General features: G+C 73.3%; 13 protein-coding genes. All 13 read left to right on the top strand.

What is annotated here, in order from left to right; translation table 11 throughout:
* The first annotated feature begins 17 nt into the window (after window positions 1–17).
* The 13 genes from ACFVW6_RS33510 to ACFVW6_RS33450 all read left to right on the top strand — a co-directional run bounded on the left by ACFVW6_RS33510 (window position 18) and on the right by ACFVW6_RS33450 (window position 21,085).
* Window positions 18–6,326 carry a beta-ketoacyl synthase N-terminal-like domain-containing protein gene (locus ACFVW6_RS33510; RefSeq protein WP_378830246.1) on the top strand — a complete coding sequence of 2,103 codons (6,309 nt, stop codon included), beginning with the start codon at window positions 18–20 and terminating at the stop codon, window positions 6,324–6,326.
* The gene (locus tag ACFVW6_RS33505) at window positions 6,323–8,452 is read left to right on the top strand and encodes a beta-hydroxydecanoyl-ACP dehydratase (RefSeq protein WP_378830248.1); all 2,130 of its coding nucleotides are present in this window, start codon (window positions 6,323–6,325) and stop codon (window positions 8,450–8,452) included. Before ACFVW6_RS33510 ends, ACFVW6_RS33505 begins: the two co-directional genes overlap by 4 nt.
* Window positions 8,452–10,020 carry a PfaD family polyunsaturated fatty acid/polyketide biosynthesis protein gene (locus ACFVW6_RS33500; protein ID WP_378830249.1) on the top strand — a complete coding sequence of 523 codons (1,569 nt, stop codon included), beginning with the start codon at window positions 8,452–8,454 and terminating at the stop codon, window positions 10,018–10,020. Before ACFVW6_RS33505 ends, ACFVW6_RS33500 begins: the two co-directional genes overlap by 1 nt.
* Window positions 10,017–11,717, top strand: a complete 1,701-nt coding sequence (gene accD / locus ACFVW6_RS33495; protein ID WP_378830251.1) for an acetyl-CoA carboxylase, carboxyltransferase subunit beta — start codon at window positions 10,017–10,019, stop codon at window positions 11,715–11,717. The genes ACFVW6_RS33500 and accD overlap by 4 nt, the downstream gene beginning before the upstream one ends.
* Window positions 11,702–12,370, top strand: a complete 669-nt coding sequence (locus tag ACFVW6_RS33490; RefSeq protein WP_378830252.1) for an acetyl-CoA carboxylase biotin carboxyl carrier protein — start codon at window positions 11,702–11,704, stop codon at window positions 12,368–12,370. Before accD ends, ACFVW6_RS33490 begins: the two co-directional genes overlap by 16 nt.
* Window positions 12,367–13,740, top strand: coding sequence for an acetyl/propionyl/methylcrotonyl-CoA carboxylase subunit alpha (locus tag ACFVW6_RS33485; RefSeq protein ID WP_378830253.1), 1,374 nt, complete (start codon window positions 12,367–12,369; stop codon window positions 13,738–13,740). The genes ACFVW6_RS33490 and ACFVW6_RS33485 overlap by 4 nt, the downstream gene beginning before the upstream one ends.
* Before the next feature lie 496 nt (window positions 13,741–14,236).
* Entirely contained in the window at window positions 14,237–14,362 is a 126-nt protein-coding gene (locus tag ACFVW6_RS33480) for a hypothetical protein (protein WP_355275822.1), read from the top strand.
* A gap of 70 nt (window positions 14,363–14,432) precedes the next feature.
* Window positions 14,433–15,572, top strand: a complete 1,140-nt coding sequence (locus tag ACFVW6_RS33475; protein ID WP_378830254.1) for a cytochrome P450 — start codon at window positions 14,433–14,435, stop codon at window positions 15,570–15,572.
* Entirely contained in the window at window positions 15,569–16,846 is a 1,278-nt protein-coding gene (locus ACFVW6_RS33470; RefSeq protein WP_378830256.1) for an MFS transporter, read from the top strand. The genes ACFVW6_RS33475 and ACFVW6_RS33470 overlap by 4 nt, the downstream gene beginning before the upstream one ends.
* Before the next feature lie 186 nt (window positions 16,847–17,032).
* Window positions 17,033–18,049: a hypothetical protein gene (locus ACFVW6_RS33465; protein ID WP_378830257.1), complete on the top strand. Its 1,017-nt coding sequence runs from the start codon at window positions 17,033–17,035 to the stop codon at window positions 18,047–18,049.
* Window positions 18,034–18,852, top strand: a complete 819-nt coding sequence (locus ACFVW6_RS33460) for a hypothetical protein (RefSeq protein WP_378830258.1) — start codon at window positions 18,034–18,036, stop codon at window positions 18,850–18,852. The genes ACFVW6_RS33465 and ACFVW6_RS33460 overlap by 16 nt, the downstream gene beginning before the upstream one ends.
* A gap of 12 nt (window positions 18,853–18,864) precedes the next feature.
* Window positions 18,865–19,353: a hypothetical protein gene (locus ACFVW6_RS33455; RefSeq protein ID WP_365013461.1), complete on the top strand. Its 489-nt coding sequence runs from the start codon at window positions 18,865–18,867 to the stop codon at window positions 19,351–19,353.
* A 10-nt stretch (window positions 19,354–19,363) separates the two neighbouring features.
* On the top strand, window positions 19,364–21,085 hold the full coding sequence (locus ACFVW6_RS33450) for an asparagine synthetase B family protein (protein ID WP_378830260.1): 1,722 nt from the start codon (window positions 19,364–19,366) through the stop codon (window positions 21,083–21,085).
* Window positions 21,086–21,090 lie beyond the last annotated feature (5 nt).

Raw genomic sequence — 21,090 nt, 5'->3', positions numbered from 1 at the left:
TTTCGAGAGGAAATTACGTGACGGACGAACGACGTCTGGCCCGCGACCCGATCGCCATCGTCGGGATGTCGGGTCTGCTGCCCAAGGCACATACCCACCGCGAGTACTGGCAGAACATCATCGACGGCGTCGACTGCACCTCCGAGGTGCCCGCGTCGCGCTGGAGCCTGGACGACTACTACGACGCCGACCGCACGGTGGCGGACAAGACCTATTCGCGCCGTGGCGCGTTCCTGCCCGACGTGGAGTTCGACCCGCTGGAGTTCGGCATGCCGCCGAACCAGCTCGAGGTCACCAGCACCATGCAGACCCTGAGCCTGGGAGTCGCGCGGGATCTGCTCGTCGACGCGGGCGCGACCGGCTCGCAGTGGTACGACCCGGCGCGCACCGGCGTGGTGCTGGGCACCACCGGCCCGGTGCCGCTGATGCATCCGCTGGCCGCGCGCCTGTCCACCCCCGTGCTCGAGGAGGCGGCCCGCTCGGTCGGCCTGTCCGACAGCGACGTCGCGGAGATCTCGCGCCGGTTCGTGGCCGCCTTCGCGCCGTGGGAGGAGAACTCCTTCCCCGGTCTGCTCGCCAATGTGGTGGCGGGCCGGGTGGCCAACCGGCTCGGCCTCGGCGGCATCAACTGCACCGTCGACGCGGCGTGCGCGGCCTCGCTGGCCGCCATCCGCACCGCGATCGCCGAGCTGCAGGACGGCCGCGCCGACATGATGATCACCGGTGGCGTCGACACCGAGAACTCGATCTTCATCTACCTGTGCTTCAGCAAGGTCGGCGCGCTGTCGCCGAGCGGCCGGATCAGCCCGTTCTCCGCCGAGGCCGACGGCACCCTGCTGGGTGAGGGCATCACCATGCTGGCGCTGCGCAGGCTCGCCGACGCGCGCCGCGACGGCAACCGGATCTACGCGGTGATCCGCGGTCTCGGGTCCTCCAGCGACGGCCGGGCCAAGAGCATCTACGCCCCGGTCGCCGCCGGTCAGCGGGTGGCGCTGGAGCGCGCCTACGCCGACGCCGAGTGCTCACCCGCCGACGTGGAGCTGATCGAGGCGCACGCCACCGGCACCGCGGTCGGCGACAAGACCGAGCTGACCGCGCTCAAAGGCCTGCTCGCCGATGCCAGTTCGGAGACCGGGTTCGCCGCGCTGGGCAGCGTGAAGTCGCAGATCGGGCACACCAAGGGCGCCGCGGGCACCGCGGGCGTGATGAAACTCGCGCTCGCCCTGCACCAGAAGGTCCTGCCCTCGACGATCAATGTCGACGCGCCCAACAGCGAGGTCGACGCGACGGCGACCCCGTTCTACGTCAACACCAGGACCCGGCCGTGGGTGCGCGACCCGCAGCGTCCGGTGCGCCGGGCTGCCGCCTCGGCGATGGGCTTCGGCGGCACCAACTTCCACCTCGTGCTCGAGGAGGCCGACGGCGAGCGCGGCCCGGTGCTGCACCGCGTGCCGCGGGCCCACCTGTGGCACGCGCCGGACGTGGCGGGCCTGATCGACGTGGTGCGCAGTACCCCCGGCACCGACGGCGGCGACATCCCCGCCGGCCACGCGCGGATCGGTTTCGTCTCCGTCGACGCCGACACCGCCGCCGATCTGCGCGCGCTGGCCGTCGACGAGATGGTGCGCAATCCCGAAGCGGCGCACTGGGATCACCCCGAGGGCGTCTACTTCCGCGCCGCCGCGCTGCCCGCGCCGAAGGTCGGCGTGCTGTTCGCGGGCCAGGGCAGCCAGTACGTGGACATGGGCCTGGACACCGCGCTCAACAACCCGCCCGTCGGCGCGGCCTTCGACGCCGCCAACGCCGCCTTCGCCGGTGCCGCGCGGCGCGTCGGCGCGGTGGTCTTCCCGCCGCCCGCGTTCACCGAGCAGGCGCGCGCCGACCAGGAAACCGCCCTGCGCCGTACCGAATTCGCGCAGCCCGCGATCGGTGCGCTCGCCGCGGGCCAGTTCCGCGTGCTGACCGAGTTCGGTCTGCGGGCGCACGGCTACCTCGGCCACAGCTTCGGCGAACTGACCGCGCTGTGGGCCTCGGGCGCGCTGAGCACCGAGGACTTCTTCGCCCTGGCCCGGGCCAGGGGCGAGGCGATGACCGTCGCCGACGACGCCGAGGCGGGCACCATGGTGGCCGTCAACGCACCGCGCGAGGACGTCGCCGCGGTGCTGGCCGATCTCGACGATGTGTGGATCTGCAACCACAACGCCCCCGACCAGATCGTGGTCGGCGGTGGGCCTGCGGGGATCGCCGCGTTCACCGCGCGCAGCGCCGAGAAGGGCTGGGCCACCCGGGATCTGCCGGTGGCCGCCGCGTTCCACACGCCCTACGTCGCGCACGCGGTCACCGAATTCGGTGCCGCCGTGGCCGAGGTCGACATCACCGAGCCCGACGCTCCGGTCTACGCCGACACCGCGGGCGCGTCCTACGGCGCCGACGTGGCCGCCAACCGGGCGACGCTCACCGCCCAGCTCAGCCAGCCGGTCGAGTTCGTCGACGCGCTGCGCGCCATGCGCGCCGACGGCTGCACCGTCTTCGTCGAATGCGGCCCCAAGCAGGTACTCACCTCGCTGGTGCGCCGCACCCTCGGCGACGACGTGATCGCCTTCGCCACCGACACCGGCCCCATCGGCAACGGCGACGTCGCCCTCAAGCGCGCCGCGGTGCGCCTGGCCGTCCTCGGCGTCGAGATCACCGGTATCAACCGCTATGCCGCGACCGAGGACCAGCGGCCCGCCGCCGCCGGCAATCGCATGACCGTCACCCTGTCGGCCCCCGAATACGTGCCCGACAGCCGTCGCGAGGCCTACGCCGCGGCCCTGTCCGACGGCTACCGCGTGCACCTCGAGGTGCCCGCGTCCCCGCACCAGCCTGTGGTGCCACCGATCGTGGAGGAACAGCTCGTGACCATCCCCGCCCCCGGCCCGTCCGAGTACCGGACGGCCGACACGCTCGACACCGCCCTGGTGCAGCACCTCGACACGCACCGGCAGTACCTGGACGGACAGCTCGACCTGGCCCGCGGCCTCGCGGGCGCGCTGAGCAACGGCACGCTCGACGAGAACACCCTGCGCGCCATCGAGGCGGTGAAGGACCACGGCATCGCCATCAGCGAAAGCCACTCGCGGGCCAGCGACGTGCTGGCGCAGCTGGCCGAGCTCGAGGGCGGCGCGCCGGTCTCCGGCACCCGCACCGTGGCCGCCACCCGCCCTGCCCCGCGGGCGATCACCGCCGCGCCCGCCGTTCCCGCGATCGCGGCTCCGGCTCCCGCGCCGACCAACGGGCACGCCGCCCCGGCCGCTCCGGCGACGAATGGTGGTGCCGCCCAGCCGGTTCCGGCCGCCGCCGCGCCGCAGGCCGCCGCGGTGGTCGCCCAGCCCGCCGCTGTCGCGCCGCAGGCCGCCGCGCCCGCCGGTGCGATCACCGGTGACGCCGTGCGCGCCGCGCTGCGCGAGGTCGTGGCCGACAAGACCGGCTACCCGGTCGAGATGGTCGACCCCACCATGGATCTGGAGGCCGACCTCGGCGTCGACTCGATCAAGCGCGTGCAGGTCATCGGCGCGCTGCAGGAACGCTTCCCGTCGCTACCCAGCCTCGGCCCCGAGCAGCTGGGCACCCTGCGCACGCTGGATCAGATCGCGGACCTGCTCGCCACCGCGGACAGCGCCCCCACCGCCGCGCCCGCCACCGCGGCGCCCGCCACCGCGGCGCCCGCCACCGCCGAGGCGGCCCCGGCCGACGGTGCCGCCACCGCCGACACCCTGCGGCAGGCGCTGCGGGAAGTCGTCGCCGACAAAACCGGTTACCCGGTCGAGATGGTCGATCCGACCATGGACCTGGAAGCGGATCTGGGCGTGGACTCGATCAAGCGGGTCCAGGTGATCGGCGCACTGCAGGAACGGTTTCCGAACCTGCCCAGCCTCGGACCCGAGCAACTCGGCACCCTCCGTTCACTGGATCAGATCGTGGCCGAGCTGGCCGGGGGTGATGTCCACCCAAAAGCTGAGGCCGCGGCCGAAACGCCGCGGCACGTCGTCGAACTCGTCGAGCTGGCGCCGGTCGATCTCGCGGTCGACCCGTATCGCCCGGCGGGTCGCGCACTGGTGGTCTGCCTGGACGACTCCGCCGAAACCGACGGCGAGGCGATCGAAGAGGCACTGCGCGAACGCAGCTGGACCGTCCAGCGGGTCGGCGCGGCCGACGCCGTGACCGGACCGGCGGACGTGTGCGTGGTCGTGGCGGGCGTGGCGTCGGAATGGGCGCAGGCCGAACGCATCCTGACCGAGGCGATCCTGGTCACCGGCCGGGTGCTGCCCGCGCTGCGCGGGGCGACGGCCAGGGCGGGCTATGTCACCGTCACCCGGCTCGACGGGCACCTGGGCCTGCTCGGTGACGCCGAGCCGGTGCCCGCGCTGCTCGGCGGCCTCGGCGGTCTGGTGAAGACCCTGGCCGCCGAGGAACCCGGCGTGTTCTGCCGGGCGCTCGACATCGCCCCCGCGGCGACGCCGGGACGGGTGGCGCAGATCGTGCTCGAGGAACTGTGCGACGCGGCGATCGACACCGTCGAGGTGGGCGTCGACGGCTCCGGCCGCCGCCGCACCCCGGTGCCGAGCGGACACCGGGCCGCCACCACCACCGAGATCGTCAGCGCCGCGGCGGAGTTCGCGCCGTCGGTGCTGACCGCCGACGACGTCCTGCTGGTCACCGGCGGGGCCAGGGGTGTCACCGCCACCTGCGTGCTCGCCCTCGCCGAGCACAGCGCCGCGCGGTTCGTCCTGCTCGGCCGCACCCAGCTCACCGACGAGCCGGCCTGGGCCACCGGGATCGCCGACGGTGATCTCAAGCCCGCCGCGGTTCGGGCGCTGGCGGGCACCGGGGTGAAGCCGAAGGACATCGATCGGGCGTGTGGGGAGATCCGCGCGATCCGCGAAATCCGGTCCACCCTGGACACGCTCGGTGATCGCGCCGAATACCTGGCCGTCGATGCCACCGACGCGGACGCACTCGCCGCAGCGCTCGCGCCGTGGCGCGACACCGTCACCGGCGTCGTGCACGGGGCCGGTGTGCTGGCCGACTCCCTGATCCCGGACAAGACGGCCGACTCGATCGGCCGCGTGCTGCGCCCCAAGCTCGGTGGCCTCGCCGCCGTGCTGGCCGCGGTGGGCGAGCCGAGGGACCTGGTGCTGTTCACCTCGGTGGCCGGGCTGTTCGGCAACACCGGGCAGGCCGACTACGCCGCCGCGAACGAGGCGCTGTGCCGCTTCGCGGTGAGCTGGCGGCGCAGGCATCCCGGCCATCGCGTCACCGCGCTGGACTGGGGCGCCTGGGACGGCGGCATGGTGACCGACGACCTGCGCGAGTACTTCCGCGCGCGTGGGATCCCGCTGCTGGCCCCCGCCGCCGGCGCCGCCGCGTTCACCACGCAGTTCACCACCGCGCGCAGGCCCGAACCGGTCCTGCTGGTCGGCGCGGCCACCGCGCTGTCGACGGGCGAACGCCCGGCGGCGCCGGTGCGGGCCCGTCGCGACGTCACCGGGCTGGTCGACGAACCAGTGATCGCCGCGCACCGGATCGGGGAGCACATCGTGCTGCCCGCGACCTTCGGGCTCGGCGCGATGATCAATCTCGCGGAGCGGACCAGGCCGGGCCGCACCGTGATCGGGGTCCGCGACTACCAGGTGCTCAAGGGGCTGGTGTTCGATCATCCGGTCACCGCGCTGGAGCTCGAGCTCGAACCGGTCGCCGATGTCGACGGCCGTACCACGGTGCGCGCCACCGTCTTCGGCGACAAGGCCGCCCACTTCCGGGCGACCCTGCTGCTCGCGGCGGGACCGGAGGCGGCCGGCAACCAGGCGATCGTGGCCGGTCCCGGCACCGATGCCCAGCGGATCTACACCGACGCCGTGCAGTTCCACGCACCGGCGTTGCAGGGCCTGCGCGCCCTCCGGTCCGAGAGCGACACCGCGATCGTGCTGGAGTGCTTCCTGCCCACCGGCCCGGTCGCCGACGGCGCCTACGCGGGCCGCCTGCACGATCCGGTCGCCGCCGACCTGATCCTTCAGGGCCCGCCGGTGCTCGGCCACCGCCTGCTCGGTGCGGCCTGCCTGCCGCTGGGCGTCGGCCGGATCGACTATCACCACCCGCTGCCGACCACCGAACCGTTCGTCCTGGTGGTCGACAACCCGCGCGCCGGGCGGCTCGAAGCCCGCATCGACGCGACCGCGCTGGCCACCGACGGCACAGTGCTGCAGCGGTTCTCGGACGTCACCGTCCTCACGACGCCCGATCTGACGGAGAAGTTCCAGACCTCGGTGAGGGAGTGGACCCGATGACAGTCCTCGATTTCGACGGCATCGCCTTCGACCCGGTCGGCACGGTAGACGCCCGCCCGGTCCCGCAGGCCCCGACGCCCACCGCGCAGGCAGCGCCGCCCGCGCCCACCTCCGAGATCGTGCGGTACTCCGCTGCGCCGGTCACCGATTCGGGCCTCGGCCCGATCGGCGAGCTGCGCACCGGCCTCGTCGCCGCCCACCGCGCCGCGCTCGGCGCGCAGGTCGCGCTCCAGCGGGCGCTGTGGGAGTGCGCCACGGGGACGGCCGCCGACACCGCGGCCGGTGGCCGACAGCTCGCCCTCACCAGCGGCACCGCGACCTCCCACACCAGCCGTGCCACGTTCGGCGCACCGGACGCGGCGCACCCGGCCGGCGATGGGGCGGCACTGACCGGCAGCCGCGGCTCGGCAGCCGAGTCGGCTCGGTTCCCGGGCAACGGGCAGGCCGTAACCGGCGACCACCTGCCGATGACCTCGGCTGTCGCGGGGATTGTCGCCAGGGAGGGCGCGTTCAAGCCGTTGGCACGCACCGGGCGGACCCAGCTCGACCGCGCGGCACTGGAATTGCTGGCGCAGGGTGCGGTCGCCGAGGTCTTCGGGCCCGGCCACCAGCGTGACGGCGTCGTGCAGGCCGCACGACTGGCCGCCGGAGAACCCTTGGTACTCACCGAGATCGAGTCGATCGAGCTCTACGGCGGGACCGGCGACGGACGTGTCGTCGCCCGCTACGACGGGGCGCCCGGCGCGGCCGCGCGCCAGGCGGCCGAGGTGTTCGCCCTGTTCACCGGCATGCACTTGGGCCTGTCGGGCAGCACGCTGACCGGGGCGACCCCGGCCGTGTCCGGTGCGAACCGGGGCACGGTGGAGCTCGTCGTCACCGGCCTGGATCTCGTACCCCGCCCGCATGTCGCCGCCACCGCGAGCTTCGCCGGCGGCGAGCCGAGCGTGGCCGTGCGGGTCACCGTGGCCGAGCCCGCGGGTGCGGGCGTCGGCCCCGGGCAGGCTGTCCCGAGCCTGCTGCTCAACGAGTTCCACATGACGCACCTGGCCCGCGGTGACCAGGCGATCGCGATGGGCCCGGAGTTCGCGGAATACACCGGCGTGCGCGCGACCCGCCTGCCCACCGGCGGCCTGCTGCTGGTCGACCGGGTCCGCGATTTCGACGGTGCCCGTGGCACTCTCGATACCGCGTCCTACACCACCGAGTACGACTCGCCCGCCGACTCCTGGTACTACGCCGACACGGCCAACGACTCCATGCCGCACTTCGTCTACATGGAGACCTCGCTCCAGGCCGCGCTCCTGATGGGCTACTACGCCGGGCCCACCCTGACCCAGCCGGGCGTGACCCTGAGCCTGCGCAATCTCGGCGGCACGGCCACCGTGCTGCGACAGGTCGACCTGCGCGACCGCACGATCGAGCAGTCCTCGCGGATGCTGTCGACGACGATCCTGCCCGGATCCTCGCTGCAGACCTTCGATTACACGCTCAGCGTCGACGGCGAGCCGTTCTACGCCGGCGAGACCATGTTCGGCTACTTCAGCGACGAGGCCCTGGCCAACCAGACCGGCCTGGACGCGGGCCGTCCCGCCCCGTCCTGGCTGGCCGAGAACCCGGGGGCCCAGGTCCGCACGATCGACGTGGCCGCCCGCCGCGCCGACCCGTCCGCGCCGCTGTGCTCGCGCCGCGCCCTGACCCTGATCGACCGCGTCGAGGTGGTCGACGGCGGCGGGAAACACGGTGCGGGATACCTGCATTCGCTGCGCGCCATCGACCCCGACGACTGGTTCTTCGCCCGCCACTTCCACCTCGACCCGGTCATCCCCGGCTCGCTCGGGGTGGAGTCGGTGATCCACGCCGTCCAGGAATGGCTCGTCGACGCGGGCCACACCGCGGGCATGACCGACCCGGTGTTCCGCATCCCGGCCGACATCGCGTTCAGCTGGCGCTACCGCGGCCAGTTCCTGCCCACCGACGGCACCGTCGAACTCGAAGCGCACATCAAGGAGCTGCGCCGCGGTCCGCGCGGCGTGACCGCGGTGGTCGAGGGCTCGCTGTGGAAGCCGGGCCTGCGGATCTACGAAGTCACCGATCTGGCCGTCGAACTCGTCGATCGGGGAGCGTGATGACCACGATGCGCACCGCCGCGGTGGCGAGCACCGCCGAGGAGATCACCGCGCTGCTGCTCGATCTGGACGCCCCTGTCTGGATCGTCCGCGCCGACGGCCGGGTCGGCGCCACCGCCGACCAGGCCGTGGCGGCCGGGGCCCAGGTGCTCGCCGCCGTCGCCCCGCTGCCGCCGGAACGCCTCGGCGACAGCGCGTTCCGCGCGGCCCACGGTGTCCGCGCGGCCTACGCCGCGGGCGCGATGGCCAACGGCATCGCCTCGCCCGCCCTGGTGAAGGCCATGGCGCGCAACGGCTATCTGGCCGCCTACGGCGCGGCGGGTGTCCCGCCCGCCGCGGTCGACGCGGCGCTGGGCGAGCTGGCCGGGGACCTGGGCGGAGCACCGTTCGCCTGCAACCTCATCCACAGTCCCAGCGAACCCGCGCTGGAACGCGCCATCATCGACGCCTGCCTGCGCCACGGCGTGCGCTGCGTGGAGGCCTCGGCCTTCATGGATCTCACCGCGGAGGTGGTGCGCTACCGCGCCGCCGGGCTCGCGGTCGACCGGCAGGGCGGCATCGTGATCGGGCACCGGGTGATCGCCAAGGTGTCCCGGGTCGAGGTGGCCGAGCTGTTCCTGCGGCCCGCGCCCGCCCGGCTGCTGAGCGAGCTCGTCGCGGCGGGCCGGATCACCGCCGAGCAGGCCCGCCTGGCCGAACGGGTGCCGATGGCCGACGACATCACCGCCGAGGCCGATTCCGGCGGCCACACCGACCGCAGGCCGCTCACGGTCCTGCTGCCCGAACTGATCGCGGCCCGGGATCGCCTGGCCGCCGGCGTCGCCGGGGCCGACCGGGTGCGCATCGGCGCCGCGGGCGGCATCGGCACCCCCGACGCCGTCGCGGCGGCCTTCGGGCTCGGCGCCGACTACGTGGTGACCGGCTCGGTCAACCAGTCGGCCGTCGAGGCGGCGCAGTGCGGCGCCACCAAGACCCTGCTGGCCCGGGCCGAATTCGCCGACTGCGCCATGTCGCCGTCCTCGGACATGTTCGAGCTCGGCGTGCAGGTCCAGGTGCTGCGGCGCGGCACCATGTTCGCCGCCAGAGCCCAGCGGCTCTACGACACCTACCGCGCCTACGACGGTCTCGACGCCCTGCCCGCGACGCTGCGCGCCGAGCTCGAGTCCACGCTGTTCCGCAGGCCGCTCGACGAGGTGTGGCAGGAGTGCGTGCGGTACTTCACCGAACGCGACCCGGCCCAGCTCGCCGGCGCCGAACAGGACCCGAAGGCGAAGATGGCGCTGGTGTTCCGCTGGTACCTCGGCCTGTCCTCGGGCTGGAGCATCCGCGGCGAGGCCGACCGGGTCGCCGACTACCAGATCTGGTGCGGACCCGCGATGGGCGCCTTCAACACCTGGGCGGCGGGCACCTACCTGGCCGCGCCGGAGAACCGCGCCGTCGCCGATATCGCGGGCCAGCTCATGGTCGGCGCCGCCTACCTGACCCGCGTCGCCCAGCTGCGGACCGCGGGGGTCCGGCTGCCCGCGGCCAGTGCCCGCTACGTCCCACGCCCGCTGGAGGACCGATGACCATCGTCGAGACCGGAACCGCCACCACCGGCACCGCCTGGATGCTGTGCCCGGCGTGCCAGGCGGTGATCTACGTCAAACGCTACGACCGCGCCGAACGGGTCTGCCCCGAATGCGACGACCACGGCATGCTCACCGCCGATCAGCGCATCGATCTGCTCCTGGACGAGGATTCGGCCCGGCCGATCGCCACCGCGGCGACCGTCACCGATCCGCTCGGCTTCGTCGACACCAAGCCCTACCCGGAGCGGGCCGAGCAGGCGCGCCGGGCGACCGGTCTGCCCGAGGCGATCCGCTGCGTGCGCGGCACCGTCGACGGAACGCCGATCGTGCTGGCGGTCATGGACTTCCGCTTCCTCGGCGGCAGTCTCGGCAGCGCGGTCGGCGAGGCGGTCACCGCCGCCGCCGAGGCGGCGCTGGCCGATCGCGCGCCGCTGGTGATCGTCACCGCCTCCGGTGGCGCGCGGATGCAGGAGGGCATTCTCGCGCTCATGCAGATGGCCAAGACCAGCCGCGCGCTGCGCCGCCTCGACGACGCGGGCGTGCTGACCGTCTCGATCATCACCGACCCGACCTACGGTGGCGTGGCCGCCTCCTTCGCCACCTCCACCGACATCATCATCGCCGAACCCGGTGCGCGCCTCGGCTTCGCGGGCCCGCGGGTGATCGCGCAGACCATCGGCCAGACCCTGCCCGAGGGCTTCCAGACCGCCGAGTTCCTGCTCGAGCACGGCATCGTGGACATGATCTGCCACCGTTCGGCATTGCGTGCCCGGCTGTCGCGCCTGGTCGCGATGACCACCCGCCCGCTGCGCCGCACCGAACCCGGGGACGACGACGCCGTCATCACCGACCCGGCCGTGCTCGCCGCGCGCGGCTCCTGGGACTGCGTGCGCGCGGCCCGCCAGCTCGGCAGGCCGACCACCCTGGACTACCTGGCGTCGGCCTTCGACGATTTCGTTGAACTGCACGGCGACCGGATGTCGGCCGACTGCCCGGCCATGATCGCGGGCCTGGCCCGGCTCGACGGCCTGCCGGTCGTGGTGCTCGGGACCCAGAAGGGCCACACCGGCGCCGAATTGACCGAACGCAACTACGGCATGCCGACGCCGGCGGGGTACCGCAAGGCCGCCCGGGTGCTGCGGCTGGCCGCCAAGCTCGGCCGTCCGGTCGTCGCGCTGGTCGACACCGCGGGCGCCTATCCCGGCATCGAGGCGGAGGAGCAGGGCCAGGCCGTCGCCATCGCGGAATCGCTGAAACTGCTGGCGGGCCTGCCCGTTCCGGTGGTCACCGTGATCACCGGCGAGGGCGGCAGCGGGGGAGCGCTCGCGCTCGCGCTGGCCGACCGGGTGCTGGTGTGCGAGAACGCGGTCTACTCGGTGATCAGCCCCGAAGGCTGCGCCGCCATCCTGTGGAAGGACCCGGCCGCCGCACCCCGCGCGGCCGCGGCCCTGCGCGTGGAGGCGGCCGCGCTGCTGGAACTGGGCATCGCCGACGCGGTCGTTCCCGAGCCGCAGGGCGGGGCCGACCGCGACCCCGTCGGCGCCGCCGCGCTGCTGCGGCGCGCGGTGCGCCAGGCCGTGCACGAATTGCGCGCCTGGCCGACCGCCGACCTGCTGGCCCAGCGCCACCGCCGGTTCCGGGCCTACGGCCTGGCCCGGCCCGAGAGCTCGGAGAACCGATGGCCGACTTCCTGATCCGCAACCCGCTGTCGGTGCTGCGGCACGGCCTGCAGCTCCCGGTCGGCACCGACCGGCCCGACCCTTCGACTCGCCCGCACCGAGAGCCAGGAGACCCGATGTCCGAGTCCGCGACCAGCGAATCCACCCAGCGCGCGGTGAGCGCCACCGACGCCGATCACAGCCTCGCGGTGCTCACCCGGTACGCGATGTCCGTGCGCGCCACCGCGTCGGCCCCGACCTCGGTGACCGTCGCCAACGGCCCCGTGCTGTTGCGCATCACCTGGGACGACCGCCCGGCCTCGGCGCCCGCCGCAGGCCACGACGGCGGGACCGACACGGCGGGCCGCCTCGCGCTCGTCACCCCGGTCGCCGCGGCACCCGCCCCCGCTCCGGCCGCGCGGGCCGATGCCGCCGCGGCCGCGAACACCTTCACGCTGACCGCCGAGACCGTCGGCGTGTTCTACCGGTCGCCGGAACCCGGTGCGGCGCCGTTTGTTTCGGCCGGTGACCCGGTCCGGGCCGGTCAGCAGGTCGGCATCATCGAGGCGATGAAGCTGATGATCCCGGTCACCGCGACCAAGGAGGGCGTGGTCGTCGAACTGCTCGTCGACAACGGTGACGCCGTGGAGCACGGCCAGCCGCTGATCGTGTTCGAGGCGCTGCGGTGACCCGCGCGCTGCGCAAGGTGCTGATCGCCAATCGCGGCGAGATCGCGGTCCGGGTGATCCGCACCTGCCGGGAACTCGGCATCGCGACCGTGGCGGTGCACTCGGCCGCCGACCGGGACTCGGCGGCGGTGCGCCTGGCCGACGAGCGTGTGCAGATCGGCCCGGCCCCGGCCAAACGCAGCTATCTGTCGATCCCCGCGATCATCGAGGCGGCCCGCGCCACCGGCGCCGACGCCATCCACCCCGGCTACGGATTCCTCTCCGAGGACCCGGATTTCGCCGAGGTGTGCGAGGCGGAGGGCTTCGTCTTCATCGGCGCGCCGCCCGCCGTCATGGCGCGGCTGGGCGACAAGTCCACGGCCAGGGCACTGATGGCCGGCGCGGGTCTGCCGCTGCTGCCCGGCAGCCGCGATCCGATCGACGATGCCGACGCGGCCAGGGCGCTGGCCGAGGAGATCGGCTACCCGGTGATCATCAAGGCCGTCGCCGGTGGCGGTGGCCGCGGCATGCGGGTGGTGCGCGACGGTGACGATTTCGGCGCCGCCTGGCAGCACACCAGGGCCTCGGCCGCCGCGGTCTTCGGCGACGGCAGGCTCTACCTGGAGCGCTATCTGGAATCGGCCAGGCACGTCGAGGTGCAGATCCTCGCCGACACCCACGGCACCGTCGCGCACCTGGGCCTGCGCGACTGCTCGCTGCAGCGCAGGCACCAGAAACTGGTGGAGGAATCCCCGGCCCCCGGCCTGTCCGCCGAGCTCGCCGAGCGGATCGGCGCCGCGGCCGTGCGCGGCTGCGCGGCGGCGGGCTATGTCGGCGCCGGCACCGTGGAGTTCCTGCTCGGCCCCGACGAGCAGTTCTACTTCATGGAGGTCAACTGCCGGTTGCAGGTGGAGCATCCGGTCACCGAGATGGTCACCGGCGTCGACCTGGTCGCCGAGCAGCTGCGCATCGCGGCGGGCGAACCGCTGGCCCTGCCGGCCGACCTGCGCCCGCGCGGGGTCTCGATCGAGTGCCGGATCAACGCCGAGGACCCGGAACGCGAATTCGCCCCGGCGGCGGGCACTCTCGTCGAGTGCGCGCTGCCCGGCGGTCAGTTCGTGCGGGTCGACACCCATGTCCGGCCGGGCTATGCGATTCCCCCGCACTACGATTCGCTGCTCGCCAAGGTCGTCGTCTGGGCCCCCGACCGCCCCGCCGCCATCGCCCGGATGCGCCGTGCGCTGGCCGAGACCACCATCACCGGTACCGGTGTCGCCACCACCACCGACTTCCTGCACGACATCCTCGACCACCCCCGCTTCCGCGCCGCCACCCACGACACCGCCCTCATCGGCACCTTCACGGCCCCGGCCACCGCAGGCGCCCGCTGACGAACGGGCGGTCGGTGCCGCCCCCGGCGTACCGCACGGGAGCGTCGGGGGCGGAGCATTTCGCCGCTATTTCCGCCTGAGATGAGCACGACCAGCACCGAGAGATTTCCATCGAGTACGTCGAAGAGGTATTCGTCGTCGATGCTGGGTGCCGTCGGTCGTCTCGACCCGGATCCAGAGGTCCGCGGTGTTCGTGGGCGACCCGGCGCCGATCGAATGCCCTTAGTAGACACGGCAATCCAGCGTGTCGTAGCCCTGACCCCCGGGGCTTGCCGACCTCCTCGTGGGTGGGCGCGCGCGTAGGGCGTCGGGACCAGCGCGGCCACCGGCGCGATCGTGGCCGGTCGCCGCCGGGTTAACGCATTCCGCAATTCCGAGGTCAGGAGCGGGGGTGATTAATTCCGCACCCCAGGGTTTCTATTCGGAGGCGCGGTAATTCCCGAGACTTTATGTACCGACGCACACGGCGACGGAAACGAAGAAAGGGAACAAAGAAATGCACACCACCATCGAACTCCTCGACACCGAAATCGCTCGCGAGCTGGACGCGCTCGAGGCACTCTTCGCGCTCCCCGCTGACGATGCCGATCGGTCCTCGCACATCTACGCCTACCGGTACTGATCGTCCGTTCGGCCGTCGCCGGGGGCGAGGTACTCGGCTTCGCCCCCAGACCGTGAAGGCAGGAATTCCTTTGAGCGTCAGACCTATCGAATCTGTCCGCGCGCTGGCGGACAACCGATATCTCGTCACGGGATACGACGCCGCGCTCCAGCTGCTCGCGGACCGGCGGATGTCGAATGATCCGGCCAACGGTGCGGACCGGCACGCGGATATCGCCGCGCAGCCCGCGGCGACGCAGCGCCACAGCACGAGCATGCAGATGTGCGACGGGGCGCGGCACACCCGGCTCCGGCGCGCGGTGGCGCCGACGCTCACGCCGCGCCGCTACGACGACCCCGTCGAGCGCATGCGGGGGCGGGCCACCGGCCTGCTCGACGCGCTCCTCGCGCGCGGCGGCGGCGACCTGGTCGCCGAGTTCGTGCTTCCGCTGGTGTTCTCCGTGACCTGCGACCTGCTCGGGGTCCCCGACGCCGACCGTGACCGAGTGCTCGCGTGGGCCGAGGCGTCGACCATGCCCGATCCCGAGGTCAGCGAGCCGGGCACCGCCGCCCTGGACACCTACCTGGCCGCGCTGCTGGCCACCAGGGCCGAGCAGCCCACCGATGATCTGAGCAGTGAGCTCGCCGCGGCCAGAGCCGCGGGCCGGCTCTCGGACGCCGAAGCCGTCGGCACGGCCGCGCTGATGATCGTCGCCGGCTACGAGACGACGGTCAGCTTCGTCAGCATGTCCGTCTTCACCCTCCTGATGGCGCCCCGGCTCCAGTGCGCGCTGGCCCGGCGGCCGGAATCGCTGCCGGCGGCCGTCGAGGAGCTGTTCCGCTACCTCACCCCCACCCAGGGCACCTGGACCAGGTTCGCCCTGGACGACGTGCCGATCGGTGACATCGTCATCCCGGCGGGCAGCGCCGTCGTGGTGGATCTGGTCGCCGCCAATCGCGACCCGGACCGCTTCGACCATCCCGATCGCCTCGATCCGACCCGCGCCGACGCCAAGCATCTGGCCTTCGGACACGGCCCGCACTACTGCCCCGGCGCCACCCTGGCCCGCAAGCAGGCGCAGGTCCTGCTCGGGGTGCTGCTCCCGCGCCTGTCCGAGCTGCGGCTCGCCGTTCCCGTCACCGACGTGCGCTGGCACCGCAATCGCTTCAGCAAGCGCCCCGGCGCGCTCCCGACCACCGTCCTCGACTCCCGCCCGGAGGCCATCGCGTGACCGCGACCATCCCGACCCTCACCCGACGCTACGTGGTGCTGAACGTCCTCGGCTGGCTGCCGACCGGGCTCTGCGCCCCGGTGCTCATCCTGCTGCTGGCCGCGCGTGGGATCGACATGGCGACGATGGGCGCCCTGCTCGCGGCCTACGGTCTGACCGCCGCCGCCCTCGAACTGCCGACCGGCGGGCTCGCCGACGTCGTCGGCAGGCGCCCGGTGCTGATCGCCGCCTCCCTGCTGTTCCTGGTGTCGACGATCTCGCTCGGGATCGGCACCGGTGTGCTCGTCCTCGCCGCCGGGATCCTGCTCGAGGCCGCGGGCCGGGCGCTGGACTCCGGGCCGCTGCAGGCCTGGTACGTCGACGCCGTGCACGCCGTGGACGAGGACACGGATCTCACGTCCGCGTTCGCGCACGGCCGCACCGCCGGGTCGATCGCCCTCGCCGTGGGTGCGCTGGCCGGTGGCGCGCTGGCGGCGTTGGTCCCGCTGCCGTCGGCTGGGCCGGTGCTCGCGCTCTCGCTGCCCTATCTCGCGGCCGCGGGCGTCATCGTGGTCCGGATCGTGGTCCAGCTGGCCTGGGTCGGGGAGACCGTCCGCCGTCCGCGCGCCGATCTCCGCGCGGTGCTCGCCGATATCCCGTGCACGGTGCGGGTCGGCATCGACACCTGCGCCCGCGTCGGTGTGCTGCGCCGCATCACCGTGCTGTGCGGGGTCATCGGCGTCGTGCTGGCGGCGGTCGAATTGCTCGCGCCGTTGCAGATCGCGGCGAGCCTCGGTGGGGACAGCCGGGCCGTCGGCGCCTTCGCCGTCTTCACCGCGCTCGGCGGCTTCGCGATGGCGGCCGGATCGGCGGCCTCGCCCACACTGACGCGGCTGCTCGGCTCCGTCCGGCGCACGGTCGTCCTCGCGCTGGTGCTGACCGCGGTCGCCGTCGCCGCGCTGGGCACCCCCATGCTGCTGGTGGTCGCCGCCGGTTATGTGGGCGTCTACCTCGCGCTCGGAGCACCGGAACCGTTGCTGGACACGCTGACCCACCGCGCCGCGACGGCCGGGGAACGCGCCACCGTCCTGTCGGTCCAGTCGCTCGCCCTGCGGATCTGCGGGAGTGTCGGCGCGCTGGCGGCGGGCGTGCTCGCGGCGCACGCCTCGGCCACCGCCGTGTGGGTCCTGGTGGTCGCGGTGCTCGGGCTCGGCGCCCTCGTCGCCACCGGGCTCCCCGGCCACGAACCGGCGGCCACCGCCACCGAGGCCGGGCCGGTGCTCGAGCCCGCCTGAAACCCTGCGAGCACGGCCGGACCGATCCGGCCGGGGAACGTAGGCCTTCGGCGGCATCGCCCGAATTGGCCCGGACGTCACCGGCGGTTCGTGTGGTGCGGTCGCGGAATTCCGGTGGATCCGGTATGCCGTACCTGTGAGGATCGAGCGGGCCGCGCGGCCATGCGGCGGACAGGTCGACGCGCGATGATCTGCCCGCACTGCGGCAAGAACGTGCTGCACCGCGAACGCGGAAAGCGTACCTGCGCGAAATGCGGGCGGCTGTTCGCGCTCGAACCGAAGGAGAGCCCGTTCCGGCTGCACGACCTCCGGATGCGCAGGCTGATCGACCGGCTCGGGGACGGCCGGAATCTGCGCTACACGCTGCCGCAACTCTGGTACGCCGCGGCGCGGGGACGCCTCCGCGACCCGGGGGAGACGTTCTTCGGCATTCGGATGGGAGTCTCGATCGCGCTCGGCATCGTGATCTTCGCGCTGGCAGTCACCGGGCTCGTCTACTGGGCCCTCGCGCTCGGCGCGGGCGTGGCCGCGCTGGTGGGGGTGAACGTCCTGCTGACCGCGCTGCGGCCCCGGTATCTGGCGACCACCCTGGTGCCGATGCCGGTCACCTACGCCCGATTCGAGCAGTTCGTGGTCGCCCGGTGGATCCAGGTCTACGGTGCGCCGCCCGCGGGTTCGGTCGATGGCCGGACCCCGCTGCCGCCCTTGCCCGCCCGCCCGCGGTTCGCGGTGCTGTGCCCGGACAGCACTGTGCTGACCTGTCTTTCGGCCAACAATGTCACCGGACTCTGGGGTATGGCGCCGGTCGGCCGGATCGATCAACTGCCGCCGGGTGTCCCCGTGCTGGTCCTGCACGACGCCAGCGTCCCCGGCATCACCTACGTCGCCGCCGCGCGCGCCGCGCTCGGCGCCCGGGTGGTCCCGGTCGGGCTCGCGCCGCGCGCGGTGCTCGGCAAGGCGAAGGCGATCCGGTTGCGCGAGGGCAGGCCCACCGCCGACGACCTGGCCCGGATCGGCGGCGAGCGACTGACGGCGGAGGAACGCGCCTGGCTGGCCGACGGCTGGCAGACGCCGCTGGCGTCGGTGCCACCCGCCGCCCTCCTCGCGGCGCTGGGCAGGGCGGTGGATCGGGTCGAGCGGGCGCTGGATCCGGATCGGCGGCGCGCCGCGGCGGTGGGGTTCCTGACGTGGCCGACCCGGTGACCTCGGCGGTCCTGCGCCGGGCGGTGCGGATCGCGGTGCGACGGGCCGGTGCGCCCGGCGACCTGCGATTCACCGAGCGTCAGCTCTACTACGAGGTCTGCCGCGTCCTGCTGCCGCTGCCGCGCGGGCTCCGCCGCCCCGCCTTCACCGTCCCGGCTCCCGTGCGCTATCCGGACTTTCGCGCCGCGCTGGCCGCGCACGGTCCGGTACCCGGCCTGCTCGCACCCGAACCGCCCCGGACCCGGCCCGCCGGTCGGCACACGACGGAACCGGACCTGTTCGACTACGGCCTGCCCCGGCTCCTGGTGTGCGAATCGACCGAGATCGCCCAGATGTTGCGCGTCAACGGCATTCCGATGGAATCCGCCTGCCCGGTGGTCGGCGCCGACGAACTGCCGCTGGACCCGCGTGTGGCGGGCATGCTGACGTTGGTCGAGCGGTCGGCGGTGTTCCTGCTCCACGACGCGACCCCGCACGGACTGACCTTTCCCGATCGCGTGCGCGCGCTGACACCGATCCCGGACGGCGTCCGGGTGGTTCCCCTGGGATTGCGTCCCCGGCAGGCGGGCACCCTGCACGCCACCCACCGGTCGGCACCCGCGCCCCGCACCATCGACGCCGTGGTCGATCCGTGGGAACAGGACTGGCTGCGCCACGGCCGCGGCGTCGAGCTCGCGGCGGTGCGACCCGCCGCCCTGCTGCGCACCGTGCACCGTCTGGTCCGTGAGGTGCGGATTCCCGACACCGCGACGCAGTGGCGTCGCCTGCGCACCACCGGTTTCCTCACCTGGCCCACCGCATGAAAGGACCGGACCATGTCGGTGCGACAGCACGTCACCTACACCGATGAACTCCTCGCCGACGGCACCGTGCACCGGCACTACTCCGACGGTCACCGCGAATGGCGCACGCGCGGAGCGGGTTTCGTATCGTGGCGGGACGACCGCGGTGGCTCCGGCCGCGACGAACCGCTGGGGCGCACCCTGGTGAAGCGGACCTACGCCGACGGCCGGGTGCTCTACGGCCGGGAATCCGGCTACGGCCGCACCCTGTGGGGCGACGGCGTCCTCACCGTGAACCGCTCCTCCTTCGGCGGCCGGGTCGGCACCATCCTCGCCGCGGTCGCCGGTGGCGCGCTGCTTGGCGCGCTGGTGATGCCGCCCGAGTTCCTCTCCGCGGCCGAGGAAGAGGAACTGCGCAGGCAGGCGGCGGCGTCCTCGTCGAGCGATTCCGGCGGCGGCGGTTCCGACGACTACGGCACCTGGAGCGACGACTCCGGCGACGACGGCGGCGACTTCGGATGAGGGAGTACTGATGTCGCGCTGGTGCGCCTTCCTGACCCCCGCCGACCCGGCCGGTGCCGTCCGCGCCGTCGGCGGCGACCCGGTCGCGGTGGGCACCGGGAGCGCCCTCGGCCTGCTCACCGGATCCTCTGCGGCGGCAGAGCATTTCACCGCGGAGGAGTACCAGGCTGTCGGCGCGGTCACCCTGTTCAACGCGCGGGCGCTGCGCACCGCGCTCGGTGCCGACGCGCCGCGACCGGACTGCGCCGACGGCGACCTGCTGCTATGCCTCTACGCGAAGTTCGGCACCGCGGGCATCGCCAGGGCGGACGGCATGTTCGCGCTGGCGATCACCGACGGCCCCGACCTGGTCCTGGTCCGCGACCACGTGGGCACCCGCACCCTGTTCTACGCCCGCGCCGGCGACGCGTGGGCGGCCTCGGGATCTATTCGCGCGGTGGCGAACTGGCCCGCGTTGCGCACCGGACTGCACCTGCCCGCCGTGCGTTCCTTCCTCACCTTCGCCTACCTGCCCGGCCGCGACACCTTCTTCCGCGACGTGCACGAGGCGCTGCCCGGCCGCTGCCTCCGGTTACGCCCCGATGGCACTTCGGTCGAGGAAACCTACTGGGAGCCAGCCGAATCCGTCGACGACCTGCCCGCCGCCGAGCATGCGCTGGCCCTGCGCGCCCTGCTCGACGACGCGACCGCGCGGCGGCTGCCCGCGGGTGAGCCGGTCGGCGTGCTGCTCTCCGGCGGAATCGACAGCAGCCTGGTCACCGCGCTGGCCGCCAAGCGCCACGACCACCCGGTCCGGACCTACTCCATCGCCTTCACCGGGACCACGCCCAACGAACTCGCCTACTCCGGCCTGGTCGCCGCGCACTGTCACACCGAGCACCGGGTGCTGACCGTGCCGGGGGAGACCGTCGCGGCCCGCCTCGCCGACACCGTGGCCCTGCTCGACTGTCCCGTCGGCGATCCGCTGACCGTCCCCAATCTGCTGCTGGCCGAGGCCGCCGCGGCCGACGGCGCGCGCGTGGTCCTCAACGGCGAGGGTGGCGACCCGGTCTTCGGCGGTCCCAAGAACCTGCCGATGCTGATCTTCGAACTCACCCGCGACGATCCGGACCCGGTGGCCCGCGCCGCCGCCTACCTCGACAGCTACCGCAAATGTCTCGGTGACCTGCCGGTCCTGCTCAGCCGTGACGCGCTCGCCGCACTCGACGGCGCCCCGCCGCTCACCGACCTGCTCACGCCCCTGCTCACCCCGGGGCCGATGACGAGCCTGCTCAATCAGCTGCTGCACACGAACCTGCGCACCAAGGGCGCTCACCACATCCTCACCAAGGTCGAACGGCTCACCGCCGCGGCGGGCGTGGAGGGCAGGGCGCCGCTGTTCGACCGCGCCGTCGTCGACCACGCCTTCCGGGTGCCGCCGCGGCTCAAACTCGCCGGCGCCACCGAGAAATGGATTCTCAAGGAAGCCGTCCGGGACCTGCTGCCCGCCACCATCGTCGACCGGCCCAAGAGCGGCATGCGGGTACCGGTGCAGCAGTGGCTGGCCGGTCCGCTGCGCGATCTCGGGCACGAGCTGCTGCTCGGCCGGTCCGCTCGGGCGCGCGGGCTCTTCCGCGAGGACACCATCCGCGCCTGGTTGCGCGGCGACGGCGCGCTGCTGCCCCGCCAGGGCGGCAAATTGTGGTTGGTGCTCTCGCTGGAACTGTGGTTGCGTGCCTTCGAGGTCACCTGAGCGCG

This window comes from Nocardia sp. NPDC058244, from assembly GCF_042882065.1.
Classification (GTDB): domain Bacteria; phylum Actinomycetota; class Actinomycetes; order Mycobacteriales; family Mycobacteriaceae; genus Nocardia.
The sequence above is the reverse complement of the archived record's forward strand: the minus strand, read 5'-3'. Positions and strand labels throughout refer to the sequence as shown.

Coding starts and splice junctions, on each gene's coding strand:
- ACFVW6_RS33450 (WP_378830260.1), top strand. CDS start 19,364: ATGTCGCGCTGGTGCGCCTTCCTGACCCCCGCCGACCCGGCCGGTGCC.
- ACFVW6_RS33465 (WP_378830257.1), top strand. CDS start 17,033: ATGATCTGCCCGCACTGCGGCAAGAACGTGCTGCACCGCGAACGCGGA.
- ACFVW6_RS33480 (WP_355275822.1), top strand. CDS start 14,237: ATGCACACCACCATCGAACTCCTCGACACCGAAATCGCTCGCGAGCTG.
- ACFVW6_RS33455 (WP_365013461.1), top strand. CDS start 18,865: ATGTCGGTGCGACAGCACGTCACCTACACCGATGAACTCCTCGCCGAC.
- ACFVW6_RS33505 (WP_378830248.1), top strand. CDS start 6,323: ATGACAGTCCTCGATTTCGACGGCATCGCCTTCGACCCGGTCGGCACG.
- ACFVW6_RS33490 (WP_378830252.1), top strand. CDS start 11,702: ATGGCCGACTTCCTGATCCGCAACCCGCTGTCGGTGCTGCGGCACGGC.
- ACFVW6_RS33500 (WP_378830249.1), top strand. CDS start 8,452: ATGACCACGATGCGCACCGCCGCGGTGGCGAGCACCGCCGAGGAGATC.
- accD (WP_378830251.1), top strand. CDS start 10,017: ATGACCATCGTCGAGACCGGAACCGCCACCACCGGCACCGCCTGGATG.